Origin of the sequence: Chromobacterium sphagni (assembly GCF_001855575.1) — a bacterium.
GTDB classification, from domain to species: domain Bacteria; phylum Pseudomonadota; class Gammaproteobacteria; order Burkholderiales; family Chromobacteriaceae; genus Chromobacterium; species Chromobacterium sphagni.
In genome coordinates this window covers 473,010-493,910 of record NZ_MKCS01000002.1, presented here as the reverse complement: position 1 = coordinate 493,910, position 20,901 = coordinate 473,010, and the positions used below count along the sequence as shown (strand labels likewise).

18 protein-coding genes are annotated in these 20,901 nt (G+C 62.8%); 3 read left to right on the top strand and 15 right to left on the bottom strand.

Annotated features, from left to right (window positions below; all coding sequences use genetic code 11):
- Positions 1-106: 106 nt before the first annotated feature.
- Positions 107-1,987, bottom strand: a complete 1,881-nt coding sequence (gene speA / locus BI347_RS18150; protein ID WP_071112380.1) for an arginine decarboxylase — start codon at positions 1,985-1,987, stop codon at positions 107-109.
- Positions 1,988-2,452: 465 nt separating this feature from the next.
- Here speA and astE point away from each other — a divergent pair, with 465 nt between their 5' ends.
- Positions 2,453-3,448: a succinylglutamate desuccinylase gene (astE, locus tag BI347_RS18145; RefSeq protein WP_071116646.1), complete on the top strand. Its 996-nt coding sequence runs from the start codon at positions 2,453-2,455 to the stop codon at positions 3,446-3,448.
- Positions 3,449-3,505: 57 nt separating this feature from the next.
- On the opposite strand, the gene flgL is transcribed toward astE, so the two are convergent.
- The 11 genes from flgL to flgB are packed head-to-tail and all read right to left on the bottom strand — an operon-like array spanning position 3,506 to position 13,610.
- Positions 3,506-4,432 (bottom strand): flagellar hook-associated protein FlgL, encoded by a 927-nt coding sequence (gene flgL, locus BI347_RS18140; protein WP_071112378.1) that lies wholly within the window; start codon positions 4,430-4,432, stop codon positions 3,506-3,508.
- A 23-nt stretch (positions 4,433-4,455) separates the two neighbouring features.
- Positions 4,456-6,252, bottom strand: coding sequence for a flagellar hook-associated protein FlgK (gene flgK, locus BI347_RS18135; protein WP_071116645.1), 1,797 nt, complete (start codon positions 6,250-6,252; stop codon positions 4,456-4,458).
- Positions 6,253-6,303: 51 nt separating this feature from the next.
- Complete coding sequence (gene flgJ / locus BI347_RS18130; RefSeq protein WP_071112377.1) at positions 6,304-7,263, bottom strand: flagellar assembly peptidoglycan hydrolase FlgJ; 960 nt, start codon at positions 7,261-7,263, stop codon at positions 6,304-6,306.
- Between the two features lie 57 nt (positions 7,264-7,320).
- Complete coding sequence (locus tag BI347_RS18125; protein WP_071112376.1) at positions 7,321-8,418, bottom strand: flagellar basal body P-ring protein FlgI; 1,098 nt, start codon at positions 8,416-8,418, stop codon at positions 7,321-7,323.
- 26 nt (positions 8,419-8,444) lie between these two features.
- Complete coding sequence (locus BI347_RS18120) at positions 8,445-9,125, bottom strand: flagellar basal body L-ring protein FlgH (protein ID WP_071112375.1); 681 nt, start codon at positions 9,123-9,125, stop codon at positions 8,445-8,447.
- A 46-nt stretch (positions 9,126-9,171) separates the two neighbouring features.
- Complete coding sequence (flgG, locus tag BI347_RS18115) at positions 9,172-9,954, bottom strand: flagellar basal-body rod protein FlgG (RefSeq protein ID WP_071116644.1); 783 nt, start codon at positions 9,952-9,954, stop codon at positions 9,172-9,174.
- Between the two features lie 31 nt (positions 9,955-9,985).
- A complete protein-coding gene (locus BI347_RS18110) occupies positions 9,986-10,729 on the bottom strand; it encodes a flagellar basal body rod protein FlgF (RefSeq protein ID WP_071116643.1) in 744 nt (247 codons plus the stop codon).
- Between the two features lie 21 nt (positions 10,730-10,750).
- A complete protein-coding gene (flgE, locus tag BI347_RS18105) occupies positions 10,751-11,989 on the bottom strand; it encodes a flagellar hook protein FlgE (RefSeq protein WP_071116642.1) in 1,239 nt (412 codons plus the stop codon).
- Between the two features lie 40 nt (positions 11,990-12,029).
- The gene (locus BI347_RS18100) at positions 12,030-12,761 is read right to left on the bottom strand and encodes a flagellar hook assembly protein FlgD (RefSeq protein ID WP_158020813.1); all 732 of its coding nucleotides are present in this window, start codon (positions 12,759-12,761) and stop codon (positions 12,030-12,032) included.
- A gap of 21 nt (positions 12,762-12,782) precedes the next feature.
- The gene (gene flgC, locus BI347_RS18095) at positions 12,783-13,193 is read right to left on the bottom strand and encodes a flagellar basal body rod protein FlgC (protein WP_071116641.1); all 411 of its coding nucleotides are present in this window, start codon (positions 13,191-13,193) and stop codon (positions 12,783-12,785) included.
- A gap of 6 nt (positions 13,194-13,199) precedes the next feature.
- Entirely contained in the window at positions 13,200-13,610 is a 411-nt protein-coding gene (gene flgB / locus BI347_RS18090) for a flagellar basal body rod protein FlgB (protein ID WP_071115023.1), read from the bottom strand.
- Positions 13,611-13,872: 262 nt separating this feature from the next.
- Here flgB and BI347_RS18085 point away from each other — a divergent pair, with 262 nt between their 5' ends.
- Entirely contained in the window at positions 13,873-14,670 is a 798-nt protein-coding gene (locus BI347_RS18085; protein WP_071115021.1) for a response regulator, read from the top strand.
- Positions 14,671-14,673: 3 nt separating this feature from the next.
- On the opposite strand, the gene BI347_RS18080 is transcribed toward BI347_RS18085, so the two are convergent.
- Positions 14,674-15,501, bottom strand: a complete 828-nt coding sequence (locus tag BI347_RS18080; RefSeq protein ID WP_071115020.1) for a hypothetical protein — start codon at positions 15,499-15,501, stop codon at positions 14,674-14,676.
- Positions 15,502-15,582: 81 nt separating this feature from the next.
- Positions 15,583-17,178 (bottom strand): EAL domain-containing protein, encoded by a 1,596-nt coding sequence (locus tag BI347_RS24715; RefSeq protein ID WP_239690947.1) that lies wholly within the window; start codon positions 17,176-17,178, stop codon positions 15,583-15,585.
- A gap of 563 nt (positions 17,179-17,741) precedes the next feature.
- Here BI347_RS24715 and BI347_RS18070 point away from each other — a divergent pair.
- Positions 17,742-19,049, top strand: a complete 1,308-nt coding sequence (locus BI347_RS18070) for a DEAD/DEAH box helicase (RefSeq protein WP_071115018.1) — start codon at positions 17,742-17,744, stop codon at positions 19,047-19,049.
- 147 nt (positions 19,050-19,196) lie between these two features.
- On the opposite strand, the gene BI347_RS18065 is transcribed toward BI347_RS18070, so the two are convergent.
- A complete protein-coding gene (locus tag BI347_RS18065) occupies positions 19,197-20,870 on the bottom strand; it encodes a glycoside hydrolase family 9 protein (RefSeq protein ID WP_239690946.1) in 1,674 nt (557 codons plus the stop codon).
- Positions 20,871-20,901 lie beyond the last annotated feature (31 nt).

Genomic DNA, 20,901 nt, shown 5'->3' with positions numbered 1-20,901 from the left:
TCGCAACCGACCGGGTAGAACCGACACTATCCATTTGATTTTTAATGAATTAAATGCAAAAAACCGGGCGCAAGGCCCGGTTTTGATCTGCAAACGGATGTAAAACCTATACCGACAGATACGACGACTGCTTCAGCCCGCGGCAGAATTCGGCGAAGAACTGGCTGCGCTCCTCTGGACTCAGATCGCATTCGCGGGTCTTGGCCTCATAGCGGTTGAGCAGATCTTCCGGCGACAGGTGCACGTAGCGCAGCATGTCTTCGATGGTGTCGTGCTCCTCCACCCCTGAGAACTCCAGCTCGCCCCCCTGGCGGACATAGACGTTGACCGAGTCGGTGTCGCCGAACAGATTGTGCATGTCGCCCAGGATTTCCTGGTAGGCGCCGACCAGGAACACCGCGATCAGGTACTCGTCGCCCTGCCTCACCTCGTGCACCGACATGCTGTTCTCGATGCTCTGCTGGTCGACGTAGTGCTTGAGCTTGCCGTCCGAGTCGCAGGTCAGATCCTGCAGCACCGCGCGGCGCGTCGGCTGTTCGGCCAGACGGTGCACCGGCATGATGGGCAGCACCTGGTCGATGGCCCAGGTGTCCGGCAGGCTCTGGAACACCGAGAAGTTGCAGAAGTACTTGTCGGCCAGACGGTCGGTCAGCTCGTCGTACACCTGGCGCTGCGAACGCTGACTGGCTTGCAGCTGGGTGTGCAGGCGGCGGCACAAGGTGGCGTGCACTTCTTCGGCCAGCGCCTTTTCCTTCAGCGACAGCCGGCCTTCGGCGTACATATCGCTCACTTCCGACACGCAATGGCTGGCGCGGTAGTAGATTTCGGTGACCAGCTCCTCGTCGTTGAGGCTGGCCAGCTCCAGCAGCTTGCGCAGCGGCAGCGACAACGAATCGACATCGTCGATCTTGCCGACGCTGTCCGGCAGGCGCTCGACATCGGTGACGTTCATCAGCAGCACCGCGTGGTGCGCGGTCATCGCGCGGCCGGATTCGGACAGGATGCGCGGATGCGGAATGCCATTCTCGGCGCAGAACTCGGACAACATGGAGACGATCACATGGGCGTACTCGTCCATGTCGTAGTTGATCGAACTGTCGTTGCGCGAGTGGGTGCCGTCATAGTCCACACCCAGGCCGCCGCCCACGTCTACGTGGTCAACCGGCAGGCCCAGCGCGCGCAGCTCCGCGAAATAACGGATCGCCTCGCGGAAGCCCAAACGGTAGTCGGCGATATTGGCAATCTGCGAACCCATGTGGAAATGCATCAGGCGCACGCAGTCGGCCATGCCGGCGGCGGTCAGCTTGTCCACCGCCGAGATCAGTTGGCCGGCGGACAGGCCGAACTTGCCTTTCTCTCCGCCGGTGTCCGACCACTTGCTGGAAGCCAGGGACGACAGGCGCACGCGCAGGCCCAGATTGGGACGCACACCGAGCTTCTTCGACTCTTCGATCACCAGCTCGACTTCGGACTCCTTCTCGATGACGATGAACACCTGGTGGCCCAGGCGCTCGCCTATCAGCGCGAGGCGGATGAATTCGCGGTCCTTGTAGCCGTTGCAAACGATGGTGCAGCCCTTGGGCGCCAGCGCCAGCACCGCCATCAGTTCCGGCTTGGAACCAGCCTCCAGACCGATGGAGACTTCCGGCGTGGCGATGATGCTCTTGACCACCGCTTCTTGCTGGTTGACCTTGATCGGGTAGATGGCGGTATAGCGGTTGCCATAGCCTTGCTCGGCGATGGCCTTGTTGAATGCGCCGCACAGTCGGCTGACGCGGTCTTGCAGAATGTCGGGGAAGCGTACCAAGAGCGGCAGATCCAGCCCCTTGGCGCCCAGCTCGTGCACCAGGCGGTGCAGATCGATTTCCTTTTGCTGGCGGACATTGGGGCGCACGACGATATTGCCATTGTCCCCGACGTCGAAATAACCAGCCCCCCAATGCCGGATGCCGTACAGGCTCCGGCTATCAGCCACAGACCAAGCCATGAGTTTTCCTCTCAGAACTTATGATGGATAACCCCGCTCCTTAGTGCACGGCTTTCGGGCTCTACAGCTTTTATGTGGGCCTGGGATGTCGGAGCGAAACAGAGTGAATTGTAGATGTTGCAAAGCGCAAACGAGCGCGGATTGTAACAACATCTCGCTGATTGACAAGTAAAAAAATGCACCCGTTCCAACACGTCCAATTTAATTCACGAAGCCCTGCCGCAGCCATGATTTGCATGATGAAAATTCCAGGCAAACAAAACAATGAATTGCATGCCTGACATCCCGCCGCGCATGACATCCGGCACCTGCCTACGCCCTTCCCGCTGTGCAAGATTTTCAACAAAAACCGCCGCGCTTCATCATATATGCAACATCGGAAAGGGAGCCGCGCGCGGCCCGGACATGACGCCCCGCTGAGCAAAAGATTACAATCAGCCATCCGCCACTGCCGCCAGCGCCGCCATGACCCAAGCCAGCCGTTTCCTGCAACACGCCCTCCACTCCGTCAATGATGCAAACGACAGCTGGAGCCCGCCCTCCGGCCTTGCCTCGCGCTGGCTTGCCGCCGGCTGCGTGGAAATCGGCACCGCCAGGCCGGAGGCCGACTCCGTGTTGCTGTCTTGCGGCGTTCACGGCAACGAAACGGCCCCCATTGAAGTGGTTGACGCCATCCTGGCCGACATCGCCGATGGCAAACTGCCCCTGAACTGCCGCCTGCTGGTGATGTTCGCCAATCTTGCAGCCATGCGTGATGGTGTACGCTACCGCGACTACGATATGAACCGGCTGTTCAACGGCGCCCACGGCAAATACGCCGAACTGGCCGAAGCCCGCCGCGCCGCAGAACTGGAAGCCCTGGCCAGCGGCTTCTTCTCCCAGACGCGCGCGCGTCGCTTGCACTACGACCTGCACACCGCCATCCGGGGTTCGGTGTTTGAGAAGTTCGCCATCTACCCCTATCTTCACCAGCGTCCCCACAACCGGCAGCAGCTAGCCTGGCTGCAGCAGTGCGGCATAGAGGCGACGCTGCTGCACAGCCAGCCAGCCAACACTTTCAGCTACTTCACCAGCCAGCGCTGCCAGGCCGACGCCTTCACGCTGGAGCTGGGCAAAGCGCGGCCGTTCGGCCAGAACGACCTGACGCGCTTTGCCGGCATAGACCAGGCGCTGCGCCGACTGTTGTCCGCGCCGGAAGCGCCGGCCCTCGGCTATCAGCCGGATGCCATGCCGCTGTTCCGCGCCAAGTACGATCTGGTCAAGCACAGCGAGGCCTTCGTGCTGCATCTGGCGGACAGCGTCGAAAACTTCACACTGCTGCCGGACGGCATGCTGATCGCCGAGGACGGCGACACCCGCTACCTTGCCGCCGGCGGCGAAGAACGCATCCTGTTCCCCAATCCCTCGGTCAAGCCCGGGCTGCGCGCCGGCATCGTGGTGGAACCCGCCCGCCTGGACTGAGCGGGAAAAACAAAAGGGCCGCGTCCGCGGCCCTTTTGGCGCCCCCCCGTCTCCCAGTCAGCCCGATATGTAATTGAACAGGGATAGCTGCGACACCTGGGCGTAAGTCTTCTGGGTGTACTGCAGCGAAGTCTGGGTCATGGTGAAGTTGGAAATCGCCTGCGCCATATCCAGATTCTGCAAATCGCCGATACTGGTGTTGTACTGCAGATTGAGACTGGTGCTCATGCTCTGCAGATTGGCGTTTTCCTGTTCGCGCGCGCCGATCGACGCCAGGCTGGTGGTCATCTGCTGGGAGGCATCCGTAATCTGGTTGGTGATACTGCTCAGTTGGGCCGTATAGTTGGCGGGCTTGGGATTTTGCCCCAGCAGGTTGTACAGATTGATCAACGAATCAAACGCGCCGGTGCCGCTGCCGCCCGGGGTGCCGAAAACCGCATTGCCCGGGTCCGAGATGGTCATGACCCGCGACGCGCTGATCTGCACGCTGCGCTGGCCATTGTCGCCGTTGTAGGTCACCGGCGTCGCCGAGCCTAGATTGACAGAAAACGGCGCAGTACTCACCTGATTGCCGCTGAACAGATAGCTGCCATTGCCATCGGTGGCGTTGGCATAGCCGGTCAGTTCGGAAATGCCCTCCTTCACCGTCTGCTGAATCGCCTGCAACTGAGTGGTCGACAACGAGCCGTCGCCGGCATGAATCGCCTGGCTCTTCATCGCGTTCATCAGATTCACGGCGCTGTTCAGCGTGGTATCGGACAAGGACAACCAGGACTGCACCGACTGGGTGTTGGTCTTGTACTGGTCGTTCTGACCGCTGGAAGTGTTGAGCAACTGAATGCGCGCCGCCGCCACGGGGTCGTCCGCCGGCGTCACCACCCGCTTCTGATTGTCGATCTGCATATTCAGCTGCACCAGCTGAGCCTGCAGATTCGACATATTGTTCACACCGGACTGATACAGGGTAGATGAACTGATGCGCATCTCCGCTCTCCTCGAGATGATATTCAGGACATTATGTTGATGATGCTGGTGAACGTGCTCTGGGCAATCTGTATCACCTTGCTGCAAGCCTGATAGGACTGCTGGTATTTGATCAGGTTGGCCGCCTCCTGATCCAGGTTCACGCCAGTCAGATTCGAATTGGTCGTGGTCGCCTGCTGCAGCGTGTTCTGCGCCGCAGTGTTTTGCAAACCCACGGAGTAAGTCTGGTTGCCCACCGAGGCCACCGTGGAGGCGTAATAAGTCTGGTACGACTGCCCGTTGACCAGCGCGATGTTCTGTTGTGCGGTCAATTGCAACAGATTGCTGTTGTCACCCGATGCTTTCAGACTTGCGGATCCCGCCACTGCGGGCCCGACCGAGAATGTCTGCCCCGGATCTGGCGAGCCGGACAGTTGGAAGCCGATCCCCACGTCCACCGGCGGAGTGGCCGTGGTCTGCAACTTGTAGGCATTGGGCTGGCCAGTGACGGGCACCACATTATACGGCCCGCCGCCGTTGGTCCCGGCAATGGTAGCCGTCATCGACACCGGCGCGGCCGATGCGGTGATGGTCATATTGGTGAGCCCACTGGACGGGTGGCTGGTGGTGGCCGGAAAAACCGGCGGCGAACTATTGATGCTTCCGGCGTAGGTGCCCGGCAAGCTGGACCACACCGCGCTCATCGTCACGCCGCTGGTGCCGCCGGACGTGCCGGCGGGCACCAGATTGGAGGCCGTGGCCAGCAGTTTGGGATCACCCATTATCGTCTGGAACTGCCCGGCGGCATACTGCGGTTGGCTGGCATAGGGGGACAGATCTTTGAAGATGGGCCCGCCAGGCTGGCCGTTGTAGTCCATTCCCAGCGAATTCTGATAGTTCATCGCCGCGGCGAAGTTGATCGCCATCGTCCCCAACTGCGTCTGGGTCTGCAGCAGCGCGCCGTCGCGGAAATTCAGCAAACCGCCCAACTGGCCGCTATTGAGAATAGAGTCCGGCAGAATGGTCAGGGTATTGTTCGCATTAGTGAAACCCACCTGCAGATTGGTGGGGTCGGCCGGATTGGCCTGCGTCGCCAGTTGATTCACCGTGCCGCCGGTCACCAGCGTCTGGCCGCTGCCAATGGACACGGTATAGCTGCCGTCGCTCTGCACCGAGGCGGTCGCGCCTACCATCTGATTGAGCTGCAGCATGGCCTGATCGCGCTGATCCAGCAAGGTGTTCGGTTGCGGCGCCTGGGGATTGCCGCCGGTGGCGGCGCCGATTTGCTGGTTTAGTTTGGCGATTTGCTGGGCCAAGGCATTGATGCCTTGCACCGTGGTGCCAATCTGGCCATTCACGCCTTGCTGGAGCTGCACCAGTTGCGTATTAAGCGAAGTGATCGAGCTAGACATAGCCTGCGCCATGCTCAACACGTTCTGGCGGCTGGGCAGCGATGACGGCTGCTGCGACAAGGTCTGCATCGCGCCGAAGAACGACTGGATCGACGGGCTCGGACTCTGCGTGGAGTTGGCGATGGTGTTGTTGATCTGGTTCAACTGCTGCAGTTGGGTGCTGTAGTAGCTGCTGTTGTTCTGGGCGCTTTGCACCTGGTTCGACAAAAACTGGCTGTAGGTGCGCAACACATTGGTCACGTCGACGCCCTGCCCCAGGAAGCCGAAGCCGGCATTTTGCGGCTGGCGGCCTGCCTGCGTGATGTATTCGGCGTTATAGCCGGGAGTGGACGCGTTGGAGATATTATTGCTGGTCACCGACAACGCGTTCTGCGCAGCATTCAAGCCGCTCAGGCCTATACCGAAAATATCAGCTCCGACGATTGCCATGATTTCCCTCTACATTCTCTATCTCTATCGGCAGACTCAGCCGGAACTTGATCAAGCCTTGGCCACTTGCTGCGCTAGGCTGGCGGCGACATCAACCAATTTGCGCGCATAGCGCGGATCGGTGGCGTAGCCACCAGCCTGCAGACCCTGGGCGAAGCCATACATGTTCTGCCCCTGGTTCAGCACGTTCTTGTAGCGCGACGACCCCTTGAGCACCTTGGCGTAATCCGAAAACGCATCGGCATAGGAATCGTAGGAGCGGAAGGTTTCCATTCTTTTCTGCGCCACGCCGCCGCTGTACTCGGTGGTCATCACCGTGGCGGTCTTGCCCTGCCAGTCCGATCCGGCCTTGATGCCGAACAGGTTGTGGCTGTCCGAGCCGTCGGAATTGCGAATCGCCCGCTTGCCCCAGCCGCTCTCCAACGCTGCATGCGCCACCACGCACTCCGGCGCCACGCCCAGCTGCTGCGCGGCGGCGCGGGCATGCGGCAACAAGCTGCTGGCAAAGGCCCGCCCGGTTCCCATCGGCAGGGTGGCCGCCTGAGGCTCGGTTGCCGCGGCGGCGGCTCCCGGCGCGACTTGCGCGTTGCGGTAGGCCTGCAACATGCGCTGCCCAACCGGCTGCGCCGCCAGAGACGGGCCGGAACTGCTCAGGGCATGCATTTTCGCCTCATCCGGACTGAAGCCGGACTGCTTGGCGATCTGCCGGTAGATCATGTCGCCCAAACCCAAGCCGCCGTTGGCGCTCATCGCCTGCACCAGCTGCTGGTCCGCCATGCTGCGATAGGTATCCATGCCGTTCGACTCTTCCGAGTCGTCGAACTTGGTTTCACGCATGGTCTTCAGCATGGTGTTCATCAGCAAAGCCTCGAACTGCGATGCCGTTTCGCGCGCAGCGGCCTTGGGGTCGCTATTGGCCTTGGCTTTCAGGCTGCGCATATGGCTCGGGTCGATGGCCAGCTGGCGGCTGAGCGCATCCTGCGGCATGGTGGGTTGGAATTTGGCAGTCATGTATCACTCCTTGCCAATTGAACAGCAATAATCATGCCAACTTCCGAACCCAGAGAATCAGATGATCTGCAAGTCAGCCTTCAACGAGCCCGCCGACTTCATCGCCTGCAGGATGGAAATCAGATCCTGCGGCGTCGCGCCCAGCGCGTTGAGCGCGTTGACCACCTGCGACAGATTGGCGCCGCCCTTCAGCCCCACCACCTTGCCGCCAGTGCTGTTGATCACGATATCCGCCTGATTGGTGACGGTGGTCTTGCCGCCGGACAGCGGATTGGGCTGGCTGACCTGCGGCGTATTGGTGACGGTGACCGACAGGTTGCCATGCGACACCGCGCAGGAGGACAGCGTGACCGCCTGGTTCATCACGATGGAGCCGGTGCGGGCGTTGATGATGACCAGGGGGGAAACATCTGCCGGGTCGACGGCAATATTTTCCATCCGCGACAGGAACTGCACCCGCTGGTTGCTATCGAACGGCGCCCTCACTTCGATCAAGCGTCCGTCGACCGCCCTGGCGGTATCGGCGCCGAAGATCTTGTTGATCGCCTGCACCGCGCGATTGGCGGTGGTGAAGTCCGCCTCCTGCAACTCCAGATGGATGAACTCGCCGTCACCCAGCGCGGTCTGCACCTCCCGCTCCACAGTAGCCCCCGACGGAATGCGTCCGACGCTCAACTGATTGATCTGGGTGGAGCTGCCGCCGGCCGACGCGCCCGCGCCGCCCACCACCACATTGCCCTGCGCCATCGCGTAGATCTGGCCGTCGGCGCCTTTCAGCGGCGACAGCAGCAAGGTGCCGCCACGCAGGCTCTTGGCGTCGCCTATCGACGACGCCGTCACATCTATCGCCTGCCCCCGCTTGGCGAAAGCCGGCAAAGTGGCGGTCAGCGACACCGCGGCGACATTCTTCGGATCGATCTTGGTGCCGGGAGGCACCTGCACGCCAAGCTGATTGAGCATATTGATCATCGCCTGGCCGGTGAACGGCGAAGAGGTGACCTTGTCGCCGCTGCCATCCAGACCGACCACCAGGCCGTAACCTATCAGCTGGTTGGGACGCACGCCGCCGATATTGGCGATATCCTTCAAGCGCTGCGCCGACAGCGCCGGCAAGGACGCCAGCAGCAGGCCAAGCAGCAAAATCCACTTTTTCATCATTCCACCTCTATGCCGCCCGCCGATCAGATCGGCAAAAACGACATGAAAATCTTCGACAACCAACCCGGCTCATTGTAGAGGCGGTTGTTGCCCTTGGTCTGCTGCTCCACCCGGGCATCGGCGATCTTCAGAGAAGACACCGTGCGGTCCGGCGTGACATCGCGCGGATTCACCACGCCGGACAGGCGGATGGATTCGGTGTCGCTGTTGATGCGCACCTGCTTCTCGCCGCTGACTTCCAGATTGCCGTTGGCCAGCACGTTTATCACCGTAACGGTGATGGAACTGACAAAGCTGGTAGCCACCTGGTTGTTGCCCTTGCCGGTATTGTTGGACGAACCGGAACTGTTGAAGTTGGTGCCGCCCAGGCCGCCCGCCAGGCCGCTGGGCAGGAAAGGAATCTTGACGCCGGCGGTGATGTTGGAGGTCAGCGCAGAAGTCCGGGTATCGGTGGTCTGTTCCGACGCCGATGTCGACGAGTTCTCCTGGATCATCACCTGCAAGGTGTCGCCCACCTGCACCGGCATGCCGTCCTGAAACAGCGGCCGGTAGCTGGCCGCCTGGAAGATCGCGCCATTGCTGGGGATACCCACCGGCCGCGGCTGCGGCCGCGCCGTGGTTGGCAGCGTCACCAGCGGCGGCTCCTGCACCGCGCAGCCGGTCAGCGCCGTCAGGATGGCCAGAATCGCCAGATTGGTTTTCATTGCCGTCGCTCCCATCGCCATGGCGGCAGGCTGCCGCCAACGCTGATTACATATTGCTCAGTTTCTGCAGCATCTGGTCGGCGGTAGTCACCGCGCGCGAGTTCATCTCAAACGAGCGCTGAGCGGTGATCATATTGACCAGCTCCTCCGTCACATTGACGTTGGACGACTCCAGAAAGCCCGACTGGATGGAGCCGCGGCTGTCGGTCTGCGGATTGCCGTCCTGCGGATCGCCGGAGGCTGCCGTCTGCAGATACAGGTTGCTGCCCAGGCTTTGCAAGCCTTGCGGATTGATGAAGGTAGTCAGCTCTATCGTGCCGGCAGTCTGCGGCGCGGTGGCGCCGGCCAAAGTGTATTGCACCACCCCGGCGGCCGAGACGGTAATCTGCTGAGCGGTGGCCGGAATGTTGATGTTGGGGTTGAAAGGCAAGCCGTCGGGGTTGACGACGTCGCCATTGGCGTTGCGCTGAAACTGGCCGTTGCGGGTATAGGCGGTGGTGCCATCCGCCTGCAGCAGGCGGAAGAAACCATCGCCGTTGATCTCCAGATCCAGCGGCTGCCCGGTCTGCTGCGTCGGACCCTGGCTGAAAATGCGCGACGAAGCCACCGCGGCCGCGCCGGTGCCGATCTGCAGGCCGGTGGGGTTGGTGTTGCCGTTGGCCAATTGCCCGCCCGGCTGGCGCAGCGTCTGATAATACAAATCTTCAAATACGCCGCGGCTGCCCTTGAAGCCTATGGTGTTGACGTTGGCCAGGTTGTTGGAAACCACGTCCAGCTGGAACTGGCTGGCATCCATGCCGGTCTTGGCGATATACAGTGCGCGCATCATGGCGAGTTACCTTCTTGTTCTATTGCGGCGGTCAGCTGCTGACCGACAACAGTTGCGCCGCCTGCTGGTCATCCTGCTGGGCGGTCTGCATCATCTTGATATTGAGTTCGTACTGGCGGCCGTGCGAGATCATCTGCACCAGCGCATCCACTGAATTGACGTTGGACGATTCCAGCGTCTCCGGCGCCAATTTGACATCGGCGCTGGCGGGAGCCGTGCCGCCGCCGTTGACGTGGTACAGGCGATCTTCGCCCTTGTACATGTCCTTGGGACCGGGATTGATCATCTTGATCTGCCCCACCAGCTGCGGCGTGCGGTTGGCGCCGGACAGCGGAATGGCCATCACCGAGCCATCCGAACCCAGCTGCACCTGCGAACCGGCCGGCACGGTGATCGGACCGCCGTCGCCCATGATGGCAAGGCCGGTGCGGGTGCGCATCAGGCCGTTGGCATCCAGCGCGTAGCCGCCGTCCCGAGTGTAGGCCTCCTGGCCGTCCGCGCCCTGCACCGCGAAGAAGCCGGGGGTGGCCAATGCGAAATCGGTGGGGTTTCCGGTATGCTGCAAGCTGCCCTGGCTGGCGTCGAAACCTATGGTGTTGTCCACCACGTAGGTGCGCGTCGGCGCGCCGTCGCCTATCACCGGCAAGGCGCGGAACGCCGCCAAATCGGCCTTGAAGCCATTGGTGTTGACGTTGGCCAGATTGTTGGCGGTGGTGGCCTGCTGCCACATTTCATGCTTGGCGCCGGTCATGGCCAGGAACAGCACTCTATCCATGCGTCAGTCTCTATTCAGCGCTTAAATGTTCAACAGGGTCTGAATCAGGGTGTCTTCGGTCTTGATCGTCTGCGCATTGGCCTGGTAGTAACGCTGCGCGGTGATCATATTCACCAGCTCGTTGGTCAGGTTGACGTTGGAGTCCTCCACCTGACCGGACGACAACGTGCCGGTATTGCCGGTACCCGGCTGGTTGATGGTTGCCGGGCCGGAGTTGCCGGTCTGGGTAAACAGATTGCCGCCGACATCCTGCAGGCCTTGCGAATTGACGAAGTTGGCAAGCGCTACCTGGCCTATGGTCTTGGTCTGGCTGTTGGAGAAGCTGGCCTGGATCAAACCGTTGGACGAGATGTTGATCGACTGCAGCGTGCCCGGCGCGGAACCGTTCTGCGTCACCGGCAGGGTGGAGAAGTTTTGCGCGATCTGGGTCGAATTGGCGAAGTTGACCGCCACCGTTTGCGGCACCGCCGCGCCATTGCCCGGGCTCGGCGTGAAAGTCACGTTGAACGGGGTAGCGGTCGTCAGATTGCCGCTGGTGTCGAAGCTCAGCGTGAAGGTATTCGGCGCTGCGGCCGCAGTGCCGTCGACATAGGCATTCACCGTCCAAGTGTTGCCGACGCCGGCGGTAGGCGTGTTGATCGAGTAATAGAGCGTCATCTGGTGCGAATTGCCCAGACTATCGTATACCGTTTGGTTATTGGTCCAGTTGTAGGACGTGGGCTGCGCCGGATTGTTGATCGGCGTGGTGGCCGGTGGCGTGGAGGACGAGTTCAGCAGCACCGACATATTCATCTTGGTGGTGGCCGTCGGCGGGATCGAGGTATTGGTCAGCTGCAGATTGCCCACCGGCCCCAGCGCGACCGTTCCCTGCGAATTGGCGGTCCAGCCCTGCAGGTAATTGCCGGCGGTGCTGACGATATAACCCTGGTTGTTGACCTGGAACTGGCCATTGCGGCTATAAGCCTGGGTGCCGTTGGGCAGCCCCATGACAAAGAAGCCGGCGTTGTTGATCGCCAGGTCCAGGCTGCGGCCGGTGGTTTCCAGATTGCCGCTGCCCATGTTCTGCGTCACCGCGGACACCTGGGTGCCGATGCCGGGCGTGGTGCTGGTGATGCCGTACAGGCTGTTGCCGTACAAATCGGCGAACTCGGTGCGCGAACTCTTGAAGCCCACGGTATTGGCGTTGGCGACGTTGTTGCCTATGGTGTCCAGCTGCGTAGACGCTGCGTTCAGACCACTCAAGCCTTGCTGAAAGCCCATTTTCCTACTCCTTGACTAAGCTTGTTCTCGGCAGAGTGCTTCAGGACATCTGCGCAACGCTGGACAACGGAACCTGCGTATTGCCGGCCAGCACCAGCATCGGGGTGCCCTGAGCCCAGGACACCGCAGTCACCTGCTGATTGCTGTAGCCGGTGGCGGTAGTGGTTCCGCCGGCGCTAGCCTGGGCCACCTGGGCCTGGAAGGTGTACTTGCCGGCAGGCAAGGGATTCTTGTTGCCGTCGGTGCCGTCCCAGGCAAAGGTGTTCAAGCCCGCGCTGGGATTCGACAGCGTCACGGAATCCACCTTGTTGCCATTGCTGTCCAGCACATTGATGGTCACCGCCGCCGCCGGGCCGCTCAGCACCACGCCGGCCTGGGTGGTCTGCCCCGCCGCCGGCGATGCGATGGTATTGCCCGCCACCATCACGTTCTTGCCTATCATGCTGGAGGCCATCAGCGACTGGGTGGAGTTCTGCGCCGTCACCAGCTGCTGCATGGTCTGGTTCAGCGTTTGCAAGCCCGACACCTGGCTGATCTGCGCCATCTGGCTGGTCAACTGGCTGTTGTCCATCGGATTGAGCGGGTCCTGCGCGTTCAACTGCGCGGTCAGCAGCGTCAGAAAATTGTTCTGCAGGCTCTGGGCGCTGGTGGCGGAGGTGGTATTGCCGCCGGACGAACCGTTGGCCGCCTGGATGGAGCTGCTGCCCGGCGCCAACTGGTTGTTCAGCGAGTTGTAGTTAAACGTGTTGGCGGCGCTGGTAGCGGAAGTCATGGCCATCGTCCTTGCAATTAGTTACTGACCCAGCTGCAGGGTTTTCTGCAGCAGACTCTTGGCGGTGTTCATCATTTCAACGTTGTTCTGGTAGGCGCGAGAGGCGGCGATCATGTCCGCCATCTCCTCCACCACGTTGACGTTGGGCATGGTCACATAGCCACGCTCGTCCGCCAGCGGATTGCCCGGTTCGTATTTCAGCCTTGGCGGCGTCTGGTCTTCCACCACCGAAGTCACCCGCACCCCGGCCACCTGCGGCTGCGCCGTATCAACCGGCACCGCGGTGAACACCACATGCCGGCCCTTGTACGGCTGGCCGGTGGAACTGGTGGCGCTTTCCGCGTTGGCCAGATTGCTGGCCACCACGTTGAGCCGCATCGATTGCGCCGACAGCGCCGAGCCGGAGATGCTGAACAGATTCGACAGAGACATCTAACCTTAACTCCCAGAACCTTGAATGGCCGAATTCAGACTGCTGATGCGCTTGCCCAGGAAGGTCAGCGTGGTCTGGTACTGCAAAGCGTTGTCGGCGAAAGCGCCGCGCTCCACATCCATATCCACCGTGTTGCCATCCAGGCTGGGCTGCACCGCGCTGCGATACTGCATGGGCACATTGGCAGCCGCTCCACCGGCATCGCTCGCCAGATGGCGCGGATCGGTGACAACCATCGCCAGTTTTCCCTGTTTGTCCTGCTGCGCCTGCAAGGCCGCCTTGAAATCAAAATCCACAGCTTTGTAATACGGCGTTTCCGCATTGGCGATATTGCTGCCTATCACCTCGGCGCGATACGCCTGCAGATTCAGCGCGCGCTGCTGGAAATCGAAATAGTGGGCAATCTTGTCTAGCATGAACAACCTCCCTTGCTGGCTCATAGTAAAGCACGAAGCGTGCCAGCCCTGCGCCGCGCCGCCAAACCATTGTTTTCCAAAGACACGGCCCGCCCGGCGGCAAAAAATCGTCCGCCTGCCGCATAACGCGGCGGCAAAACTTGCCGCCGCGACACATTCCCGCCGCGCCAGATCAGCGATCTTGAGGATTTTGCTTGCCCAGCCAGCAAAATCGTGCCAAAACCGTCAATAATGCAATCAAGCGGAATGCAGGAGCAGGGTTATGCTGGCTCTAGAGCAACTACTGATTTCACTTGCCGAACCTTCGCCGGTCCAGGCGCAAATCATCACCAAGGCGCTGGAGACGCTGGGCGCCACCCAGATTGAAATCCACCTGGGCGGAGAAGAGCTGATCCAGCAGGCGCGCGAGCGCAGGCCGAATCTGGTGATCAGCGCCTACCACCTGCCCGACATGACCGGCAGCCAGCTGGTGCAGACGCTGCGAGACAGCGACGACCTCTACGACATGCCCTTCATCCTGGTTTCCAGCGAAACCAATCCGGACCGGCTGGAAGCCATCCGCCAGGCCGGCAGCCTCGCCATCCTGCCCAAACCCTTCAGCGAGCAGGAGCTGCAGACCGCGATGCAGTCGGTGATCACCTTCCTCAACTGCGACAGCCTGGGCGCGGAAGTGGATGCCGACATGGCGCTGATGAACGTGCTGATCGTCGACGACAGCAGCACTTCCCGCCACCACATCCGCCAGGTGCTGGAAAAGCTGGGCTTCGAGCACTTCTGCGAAACCAGCGGCGGAGAGCGCGCGCTGCAGTTGATCGAGCAGGAGGCGTTCCAGCTGATCATCACCGATTACCACATGCCGGAAATGAACGGCCTGGAGCTGGCGCGGCACATCCGCGGCAGCGGACTACAGGAACGCACCCCGATCCTGATGATCACCAGCGACAGCGAGCACATCGGCCCGGCCGAACTCGAGGACGCCGGCATCGCCGCCAGTTGCAACAAGCCGTTCGAGATGGAAAAGCTGCGCCAGCTGATCCGCCAGCTGCTCAACGAATACTAGCGCTCAGCGCGGCGCCACCCACACCAGGCGGGAATGGGCCTTGTCCTCGCCGAACGACTGACGGCGCCAGTAACCCTGATTCTGATAGGCGGCAGCCGCCTCGAGATCCTCCACCCGGCAAAAGGTGATCTCGCCGAAGCCGGCCTTCAGCAGCTGGCTGCGCGCCCTCTGCCGCGTCTTGGCGCAGGAGGGATGACCCGCGGCCGCCACCCAGTCCGCCGGCGCGCCGGCCTCCCAGCCCTTGACCCGCGCCAGCCGCGGCTGAGTCATCATCGCCAGGCCGTTGAGCACCGCCGCCAGCAAGCCCTGCCAGGCAGCGCCCACCGCCGCCAACTGCGGCACCAGCTCGCCAGGGTACTCCACCCTCGCCACCTCCACCTGGTCGGCCGCTTGCAGCCAGTTGACGCCGTCCGGCGCAAAACCCATCCGCACCATGGTCAGCAGCAGCGCGCGCCGCTCCGGCTGATGCGCGATGAAAGCCCCGCCTTCGCCCGGCACATGCAGAAAAAACGCCTCAGCGGGCAACGCCAGGGTATCGGGCAGATTGCCCGGTTGCCGGGTGTGCGCCAGAGCCTGCGCCAAGCCGCCGTCCAGATGCGACACCACCCGTCCGTGGCGGAAAAAATGCCCCCAGGCCTCGGCCAACGCCAACTCGCAGCCGATGGCCGCCTGCGGAATCTCGAATACCTGCGCCGCGCGCTCCAACTCCCGCCGGATCACGTCCTTCATCTGCGCCCTGGCCTCGGCCACCTGCGCGGCTTGGACATAAAGCTGACCCACCCGCTTGGCCCAAGGCCGGGTGACCGCATAGCGCTGCACGGCGTACTCCATTCCACTGCTTCCTTACAAACGAAAAAAGGGCCGCATTGTAACAAACGCAGCCCCGCACCCCAAACCGGCGCGCCGACACCCTCACGAAACGCCGCCATCCTTGCCCGCCGCCCGCCCCGCCGCCGGGGAACGGCGCAGAAAATGCTGCCGGTCGTCGATGATTCCAGAGTACAGCCATTGCCGGAAATGATTGAGCGTCATCGGCTTGCCAAAATAGAAGCCCTGCAGCAGCTCGAAGCCCTTCATGTTGAGGTAGCTCTGCTGCCCCTGCGTCTCCACGCCCTTGACAATCACCTGCACGCCGATCAGACCCGACGACATCAGCCGGCCATCCAGCACATTGCCGCGCAGGCAATCCAGCCCCAGCGCCGAGACAAAACCTTTTTCCACCTTCAAATAGTCAAAGCCCCAGCGCTGCAGATAGGCCTTGTCGGCATAGCCGGAGCCAAAGTCGTCCAGCGTCAGCTTGACCCCCAGCCGGCGCAGGCTGCGGATCACCTCCAGCGCCCCGGAGCCCTCCCGCAGCGGCGTTTGCTCCGACACCTCCAACACCAGCACCGCCTGCTTTTCCTTCAGCATCTCCAGCATCTCGCGGCAGTCGTCCACCAGCCCCGGCATGGCCAGATGCTCGCTGGCGACGTTCACCCCCACCATGAAGCCCGGCGGCAGCACCACCTGGCGCAACTCGCCCGTCACCCGCCGGAGCAGATAGCGAGTCAGGGGCACGATCAGGCCGGCGTCGATCGAGGTCTGGATGAACAGATCGGAGCGGACATTGCCCTGCACCGGATGACGCCAGCGCGCCAAGACCTCCACCCCGACGCATTCGCCGCCGGCCGCCGTGACGACTGGCTGGTAATGGGCGAAGAACTCCTGCAACCGGATGCCCTCGAGAATTTCCCAATCGCTGGCATTTCGCACGCCGGCGCCGCGCAGCAGCCGCGATGCCAGCACCGCACCCACCAGCAAAGCCAGCAGCAGCACTCCCAGATGTTCCTCGCCATTGCGCCAGACCAGGTCCCAGGCATCGCCACGCGCCACCACCGCCATCCCGCCAGCAAGGCTTTGCACCGGCGCGTCCGCGCGATCCGCCCACTCCCTCGCCGGCGAAAGCGCGCCATCGGCGGAAAACTGCTCGCGGCCCACCCGCACCTGCAACTCCACCCCGCCCTGGCGCGCCTGCGACAACAGCGCCTGCAGCCAGCCGGCATCCACTTCCAGCGCGGCATTGCCCGCCTCGCCGCGCAGCAACAGCGCCGGCCCGCGCTCCCCGGCCGGAATCCACTGCAACCGCGGCTCGCCGAGCGGCGCATCTTTGCGCGCCAGATCCGACCCGCACCACAAACCGTCCGGCAAACGCCGCACCGCGTAGCGGACATGCGGCGTCTTCTGAACGATGGATGCCAATTCGGCGCGCGCCAGCAGGCAGCCAGGCGCGTCCGCCGCCACCGAAGCCACCCGCGGCAGCACCGCATAGGCCGGCGCCAATTGAATAACCAGCTGGCGCGCCAACCACTGCGCGCGCGCCGCCAGCTCCGCATCCGCGGCCCACCACTGCTGCAACAGCAGCGCGCCCATCGCCAGCAAGGCGCTGCCCGCCATCGCCAGACCGTACACCGCGCCGGGCCGCAGCCGGACAGCCCGCCCGGACAGCCACCGGCCGAATTTTTTTATCATGAATGCCCGCTCCGCCATCGCAGCGCATGTCGCGACATGGCATTGGCCATCGACACAAGACGGCTCATCATTGCCCTAAAACCATCCGGCGACCCCTGGTAGATATACGTCCAGTGTAGCGGCCGGCATCCGGATCGCCAGCGCCGGAGCGGGCGGGCGCCCGATAAAGCGTCCGCACGGCGCGCCACCCCGGACCCACGCCCACCCACCCTGGACAGTAAAAACTTTTTTTTGAAACCCCTCCGCGGCAAGCCATAAAACAATCAAATACTTACCCGGACAGATTGAATAAAACTGTTGCAAACCGGCAAAATTTACCGTATAGTCCGGCCTCTTGCATTTTCACCGGGCAAACCCAAACCTCACGCCTCTTGCCCGAGTGTTTTTTCATCGTCCCTGACCCATTCCAGGCTTCGTCCAAGCAATAATGTCGTTTTCCGACTGGACCGCTGTTCGCCGCTTGCCAGGTTAGTGCCGATGATTTACGGCCCAAAGGCGCCGTATAACCGCCACGAAATCTGGCTATAAGTGACGCCGGCATCATCCGGCCTGAAAGGACATACATGAACTTTTCCGATCTGGGCATCGCCCCGACCATCCTGCGCGCTCTGGAAGCTGCCGGCTACACCTCCCCGACCTCCGTTCAAGCCGAAGCCGTGCCCGCCGCCATCGCTGGCCGCGACCTGCTGGTTTCCGCCCAAACGGGTAGCGGCAAGACCGCAGCCTTCCTGCTGCCGGCGCTGACCAAACTGTCGGAACGCTCTACCGGCAAGGGCCAAGGCCCGCGCGTTCTGGTGCTGACCCCGACCCGCGAACTGGCGCAGCAAGTTGAGAAGAACGCGCTGGAATACGGCAAGGACCTGCGTTGGATGAAAACCGCCTGCCTGGTGGGCGGCTCCTCCTTCGGCTACCAGATCCGCGCGCTGAGCCGCCCGATCGATCTGGTGGTGGCGACCCCGGGCCGCCTGATGGACCACATGCGCTCCGGCCGCATCGACTTCTCCCGCCTGGAAATGCTGGTGCTGGACGAAGCCGACCGCATGCTGGACATGGGCTTCATCGACGACATCGAAGCCATCGTCAAGGCTACTCCGGAAACTCGCCAGACCGTGCTGTTCTCCGCCACGCTGGACGGCATCGTCGGCCGCATGGCTGAAAAGATGACCCGCGATCCGCAACGCATCGAGATCGCCCGCACCGAAACTTCCGGCGGCACCATCGAAGAACACCTGCTGTACGCCGACGACCTGAACCACAAGCATCGCCTGCTGGATCACATCCTGAAAGAATCGGGCTTTGACCAGTGCGTGATCTTCTCGGCAACCAAGGCCTACACCGAAGAGCTGGCCGACAAACTGTCGGATCAGGGCTACTCCGCCGCCTGCCTGCATGGCGACATGCCGCAAAGCTGGCGTAACCGCACCCTGAACGACCTGCGTCGCGGTCGCATCAAAGTGCTGGTAGCCACCGACGTCGCAGCTCGCGGCATCGACGTGCCGACCATCACCCACGTGGTGAACTTCGACCTGCCGAAGCAGGCTGAAGACTACGTGCACCGCATCGGCCGCACCGGCCGCGCCGGCCGCGACGGCACCGCCATCACCCTGGCGGAGTCGAAAGAGTCGCACAAGGTGCGCCGCATCGAGCAATACCTGAAGCGCTCCATCACCGAAGGCGTGATCGAAGGCATGGAACCGACCCGCCGTCCGTCCAAGGGTGGCCCGCGTCGCAACAGCGGCAAGCCGGGCGGCTACGGCGATCGTCGCGGCAGCGGCGGCTACCAAGGCCAGCGCCGCGAAGGCGGCTACCAGGGCAATCGCCGCGAGGGCGGTTACCAGGGCAATCGCAGTCCGCGCAGCAACGCGCAGTAAATCGCATCTGGCAACGAAAAACGGCGGGCTATCCCGCCGTTTTTTTCGTTCTGAATCCCTTTACTTGCCTGACGGCGCCGAGCCACTCCGCCACGCCCATGAACGAACCATTGGGCGTTTCATTGCCATAAATGGCGCCATCCGGCATCACCCCCGGCTCGCCAACGCCAACAACAGCCATGCGCCGTGCGGCAGCCATTGCTCGCTCCAACGCCAGGACTGGCTGATATCGGTCTGCCCCGGCAGCCGAAAGGCGATGCCGCCCTGCTCGCCCGGCGCGGCGGTGACGCCGTTGCATACCCCGCCGCAGGCGTTGTAGTAGCCAGGTTCATAATGCGGATTGTTGCGGCCATGGCCTTGCAGCATGCAGACATCGAAAGGGTTTTTCCCCATGATCCAATCCATCGCCGCCTGCGCATAACCGTCCAGGCGCGGCGCCAGCTCCGGCCAGCGGCGACCGCCCGTCCAGGAGGCGGCGGCCAGCGACGCCAGCCTGGCGTTCTCGCCTTGCCACCAGTAGCCACTGGCATTGTCCTGCGGCATGAAGAAGCGCGCCGCGGACGCCAAGCCCGGACGCTGCACCCATTGCCGCGGATAGCCGAAGGGATTTCCCTCCTGGGCGGTGCGCGCCAGTTCGTCCAGCATGGCGCGGCGCCAGCCCCGCTCCGCCTCCTCCGCATACAATCCATCCGGCAACACCTCCAGATAACGCGCCAGCGCCAAGTACGGCAAACCGGCGTCGGAAGCGTGGCAGTAGCTGTAATGCCGGTCGTCGTCCAGCCAAAACCAACCGTCCTCATGCTGGCGCGCCAGCATGCAGGCCACCCGCTCGGCGGCGGCGTCGGCGTAATCGCCATCGCCGGTGGCGGCATGCAGCTCGCAAGCCGCCAGCAAGGCGCAGTAATCGTCGATCAGGTTTTCCCGTCCATCGGCCAGATAAGACAAGCCATGTTCCTGCAAATGGACGAAGCCGAGGCGGGCGGCGCCGAGGCAGGCCTCGCGCGCGAACTCGCCATCGCGCGGCAGGCGGGATGCCGCGGCCAGCGCCGCCACCGCCATGCCGCCCCCCTGGCGCCAGCCGGCCTGCGACGCCGGCGAGCGCAGTCCCTGCTGGGTGGAATAGGCGCACAGGCTGCGCCGGGTTTCGTCCTTGCTCCAGCCGTCAAACAGCGTCTGATAGAAAAAGCCCGACTCATGCTGCATGCGCAACAGGAAGGCCGCGCCATGCAGCGCCTCGTCCACCATCCGCTCGTCAAACCACTTGGACTGCGCCGGCATGGCCTGGCGGGCGCGGGCAAGACTCCACACCAGCAGCGGGGTCTGCTGCGGATTGAGATGGTTGGCGTAGGACAGGTGGCTGAGGTATTTCGAACAATCGCCGGAGGCGTCGAACCAGCCGCCGCGGACATCGCGCCGCTCGTCCGTCCCCTCCACCCGCGCCAGGCGGTCGGCCTGGTCGTACAGGCCGCTGCAGCGCTGCGACTTGAAATAATGCAGCAAATCGGACAATAGCGGCGCGCCGAACAGGCTGTCCGCCACTTCGAACGGCGCGGACACCAGCGGCGGCGTACTGCCCTCCAGCCATAGCTGGTAGCGGCCCGGCGCGCGCAAGGCGCCGATGTCCGCCCGCCAGTAGTGCCAGTCGCGCCAGCCATCCACCCTGCCGGCGGCATGCAAGGGGCTGCGCAACACCAGCCGCCGCTCGGCGTCCAGCACCGCCACGCCGTCCACCACAGCCTCGGCCGGCCCTTGCAGCAACACCTGCTTGGCGGCGGCGGCCTCGAACCCCAGATGATTGAACAGGAACTGCAGCGTCATCATGCCCTCCTCTGCCGGATATCAAGAATGGTCG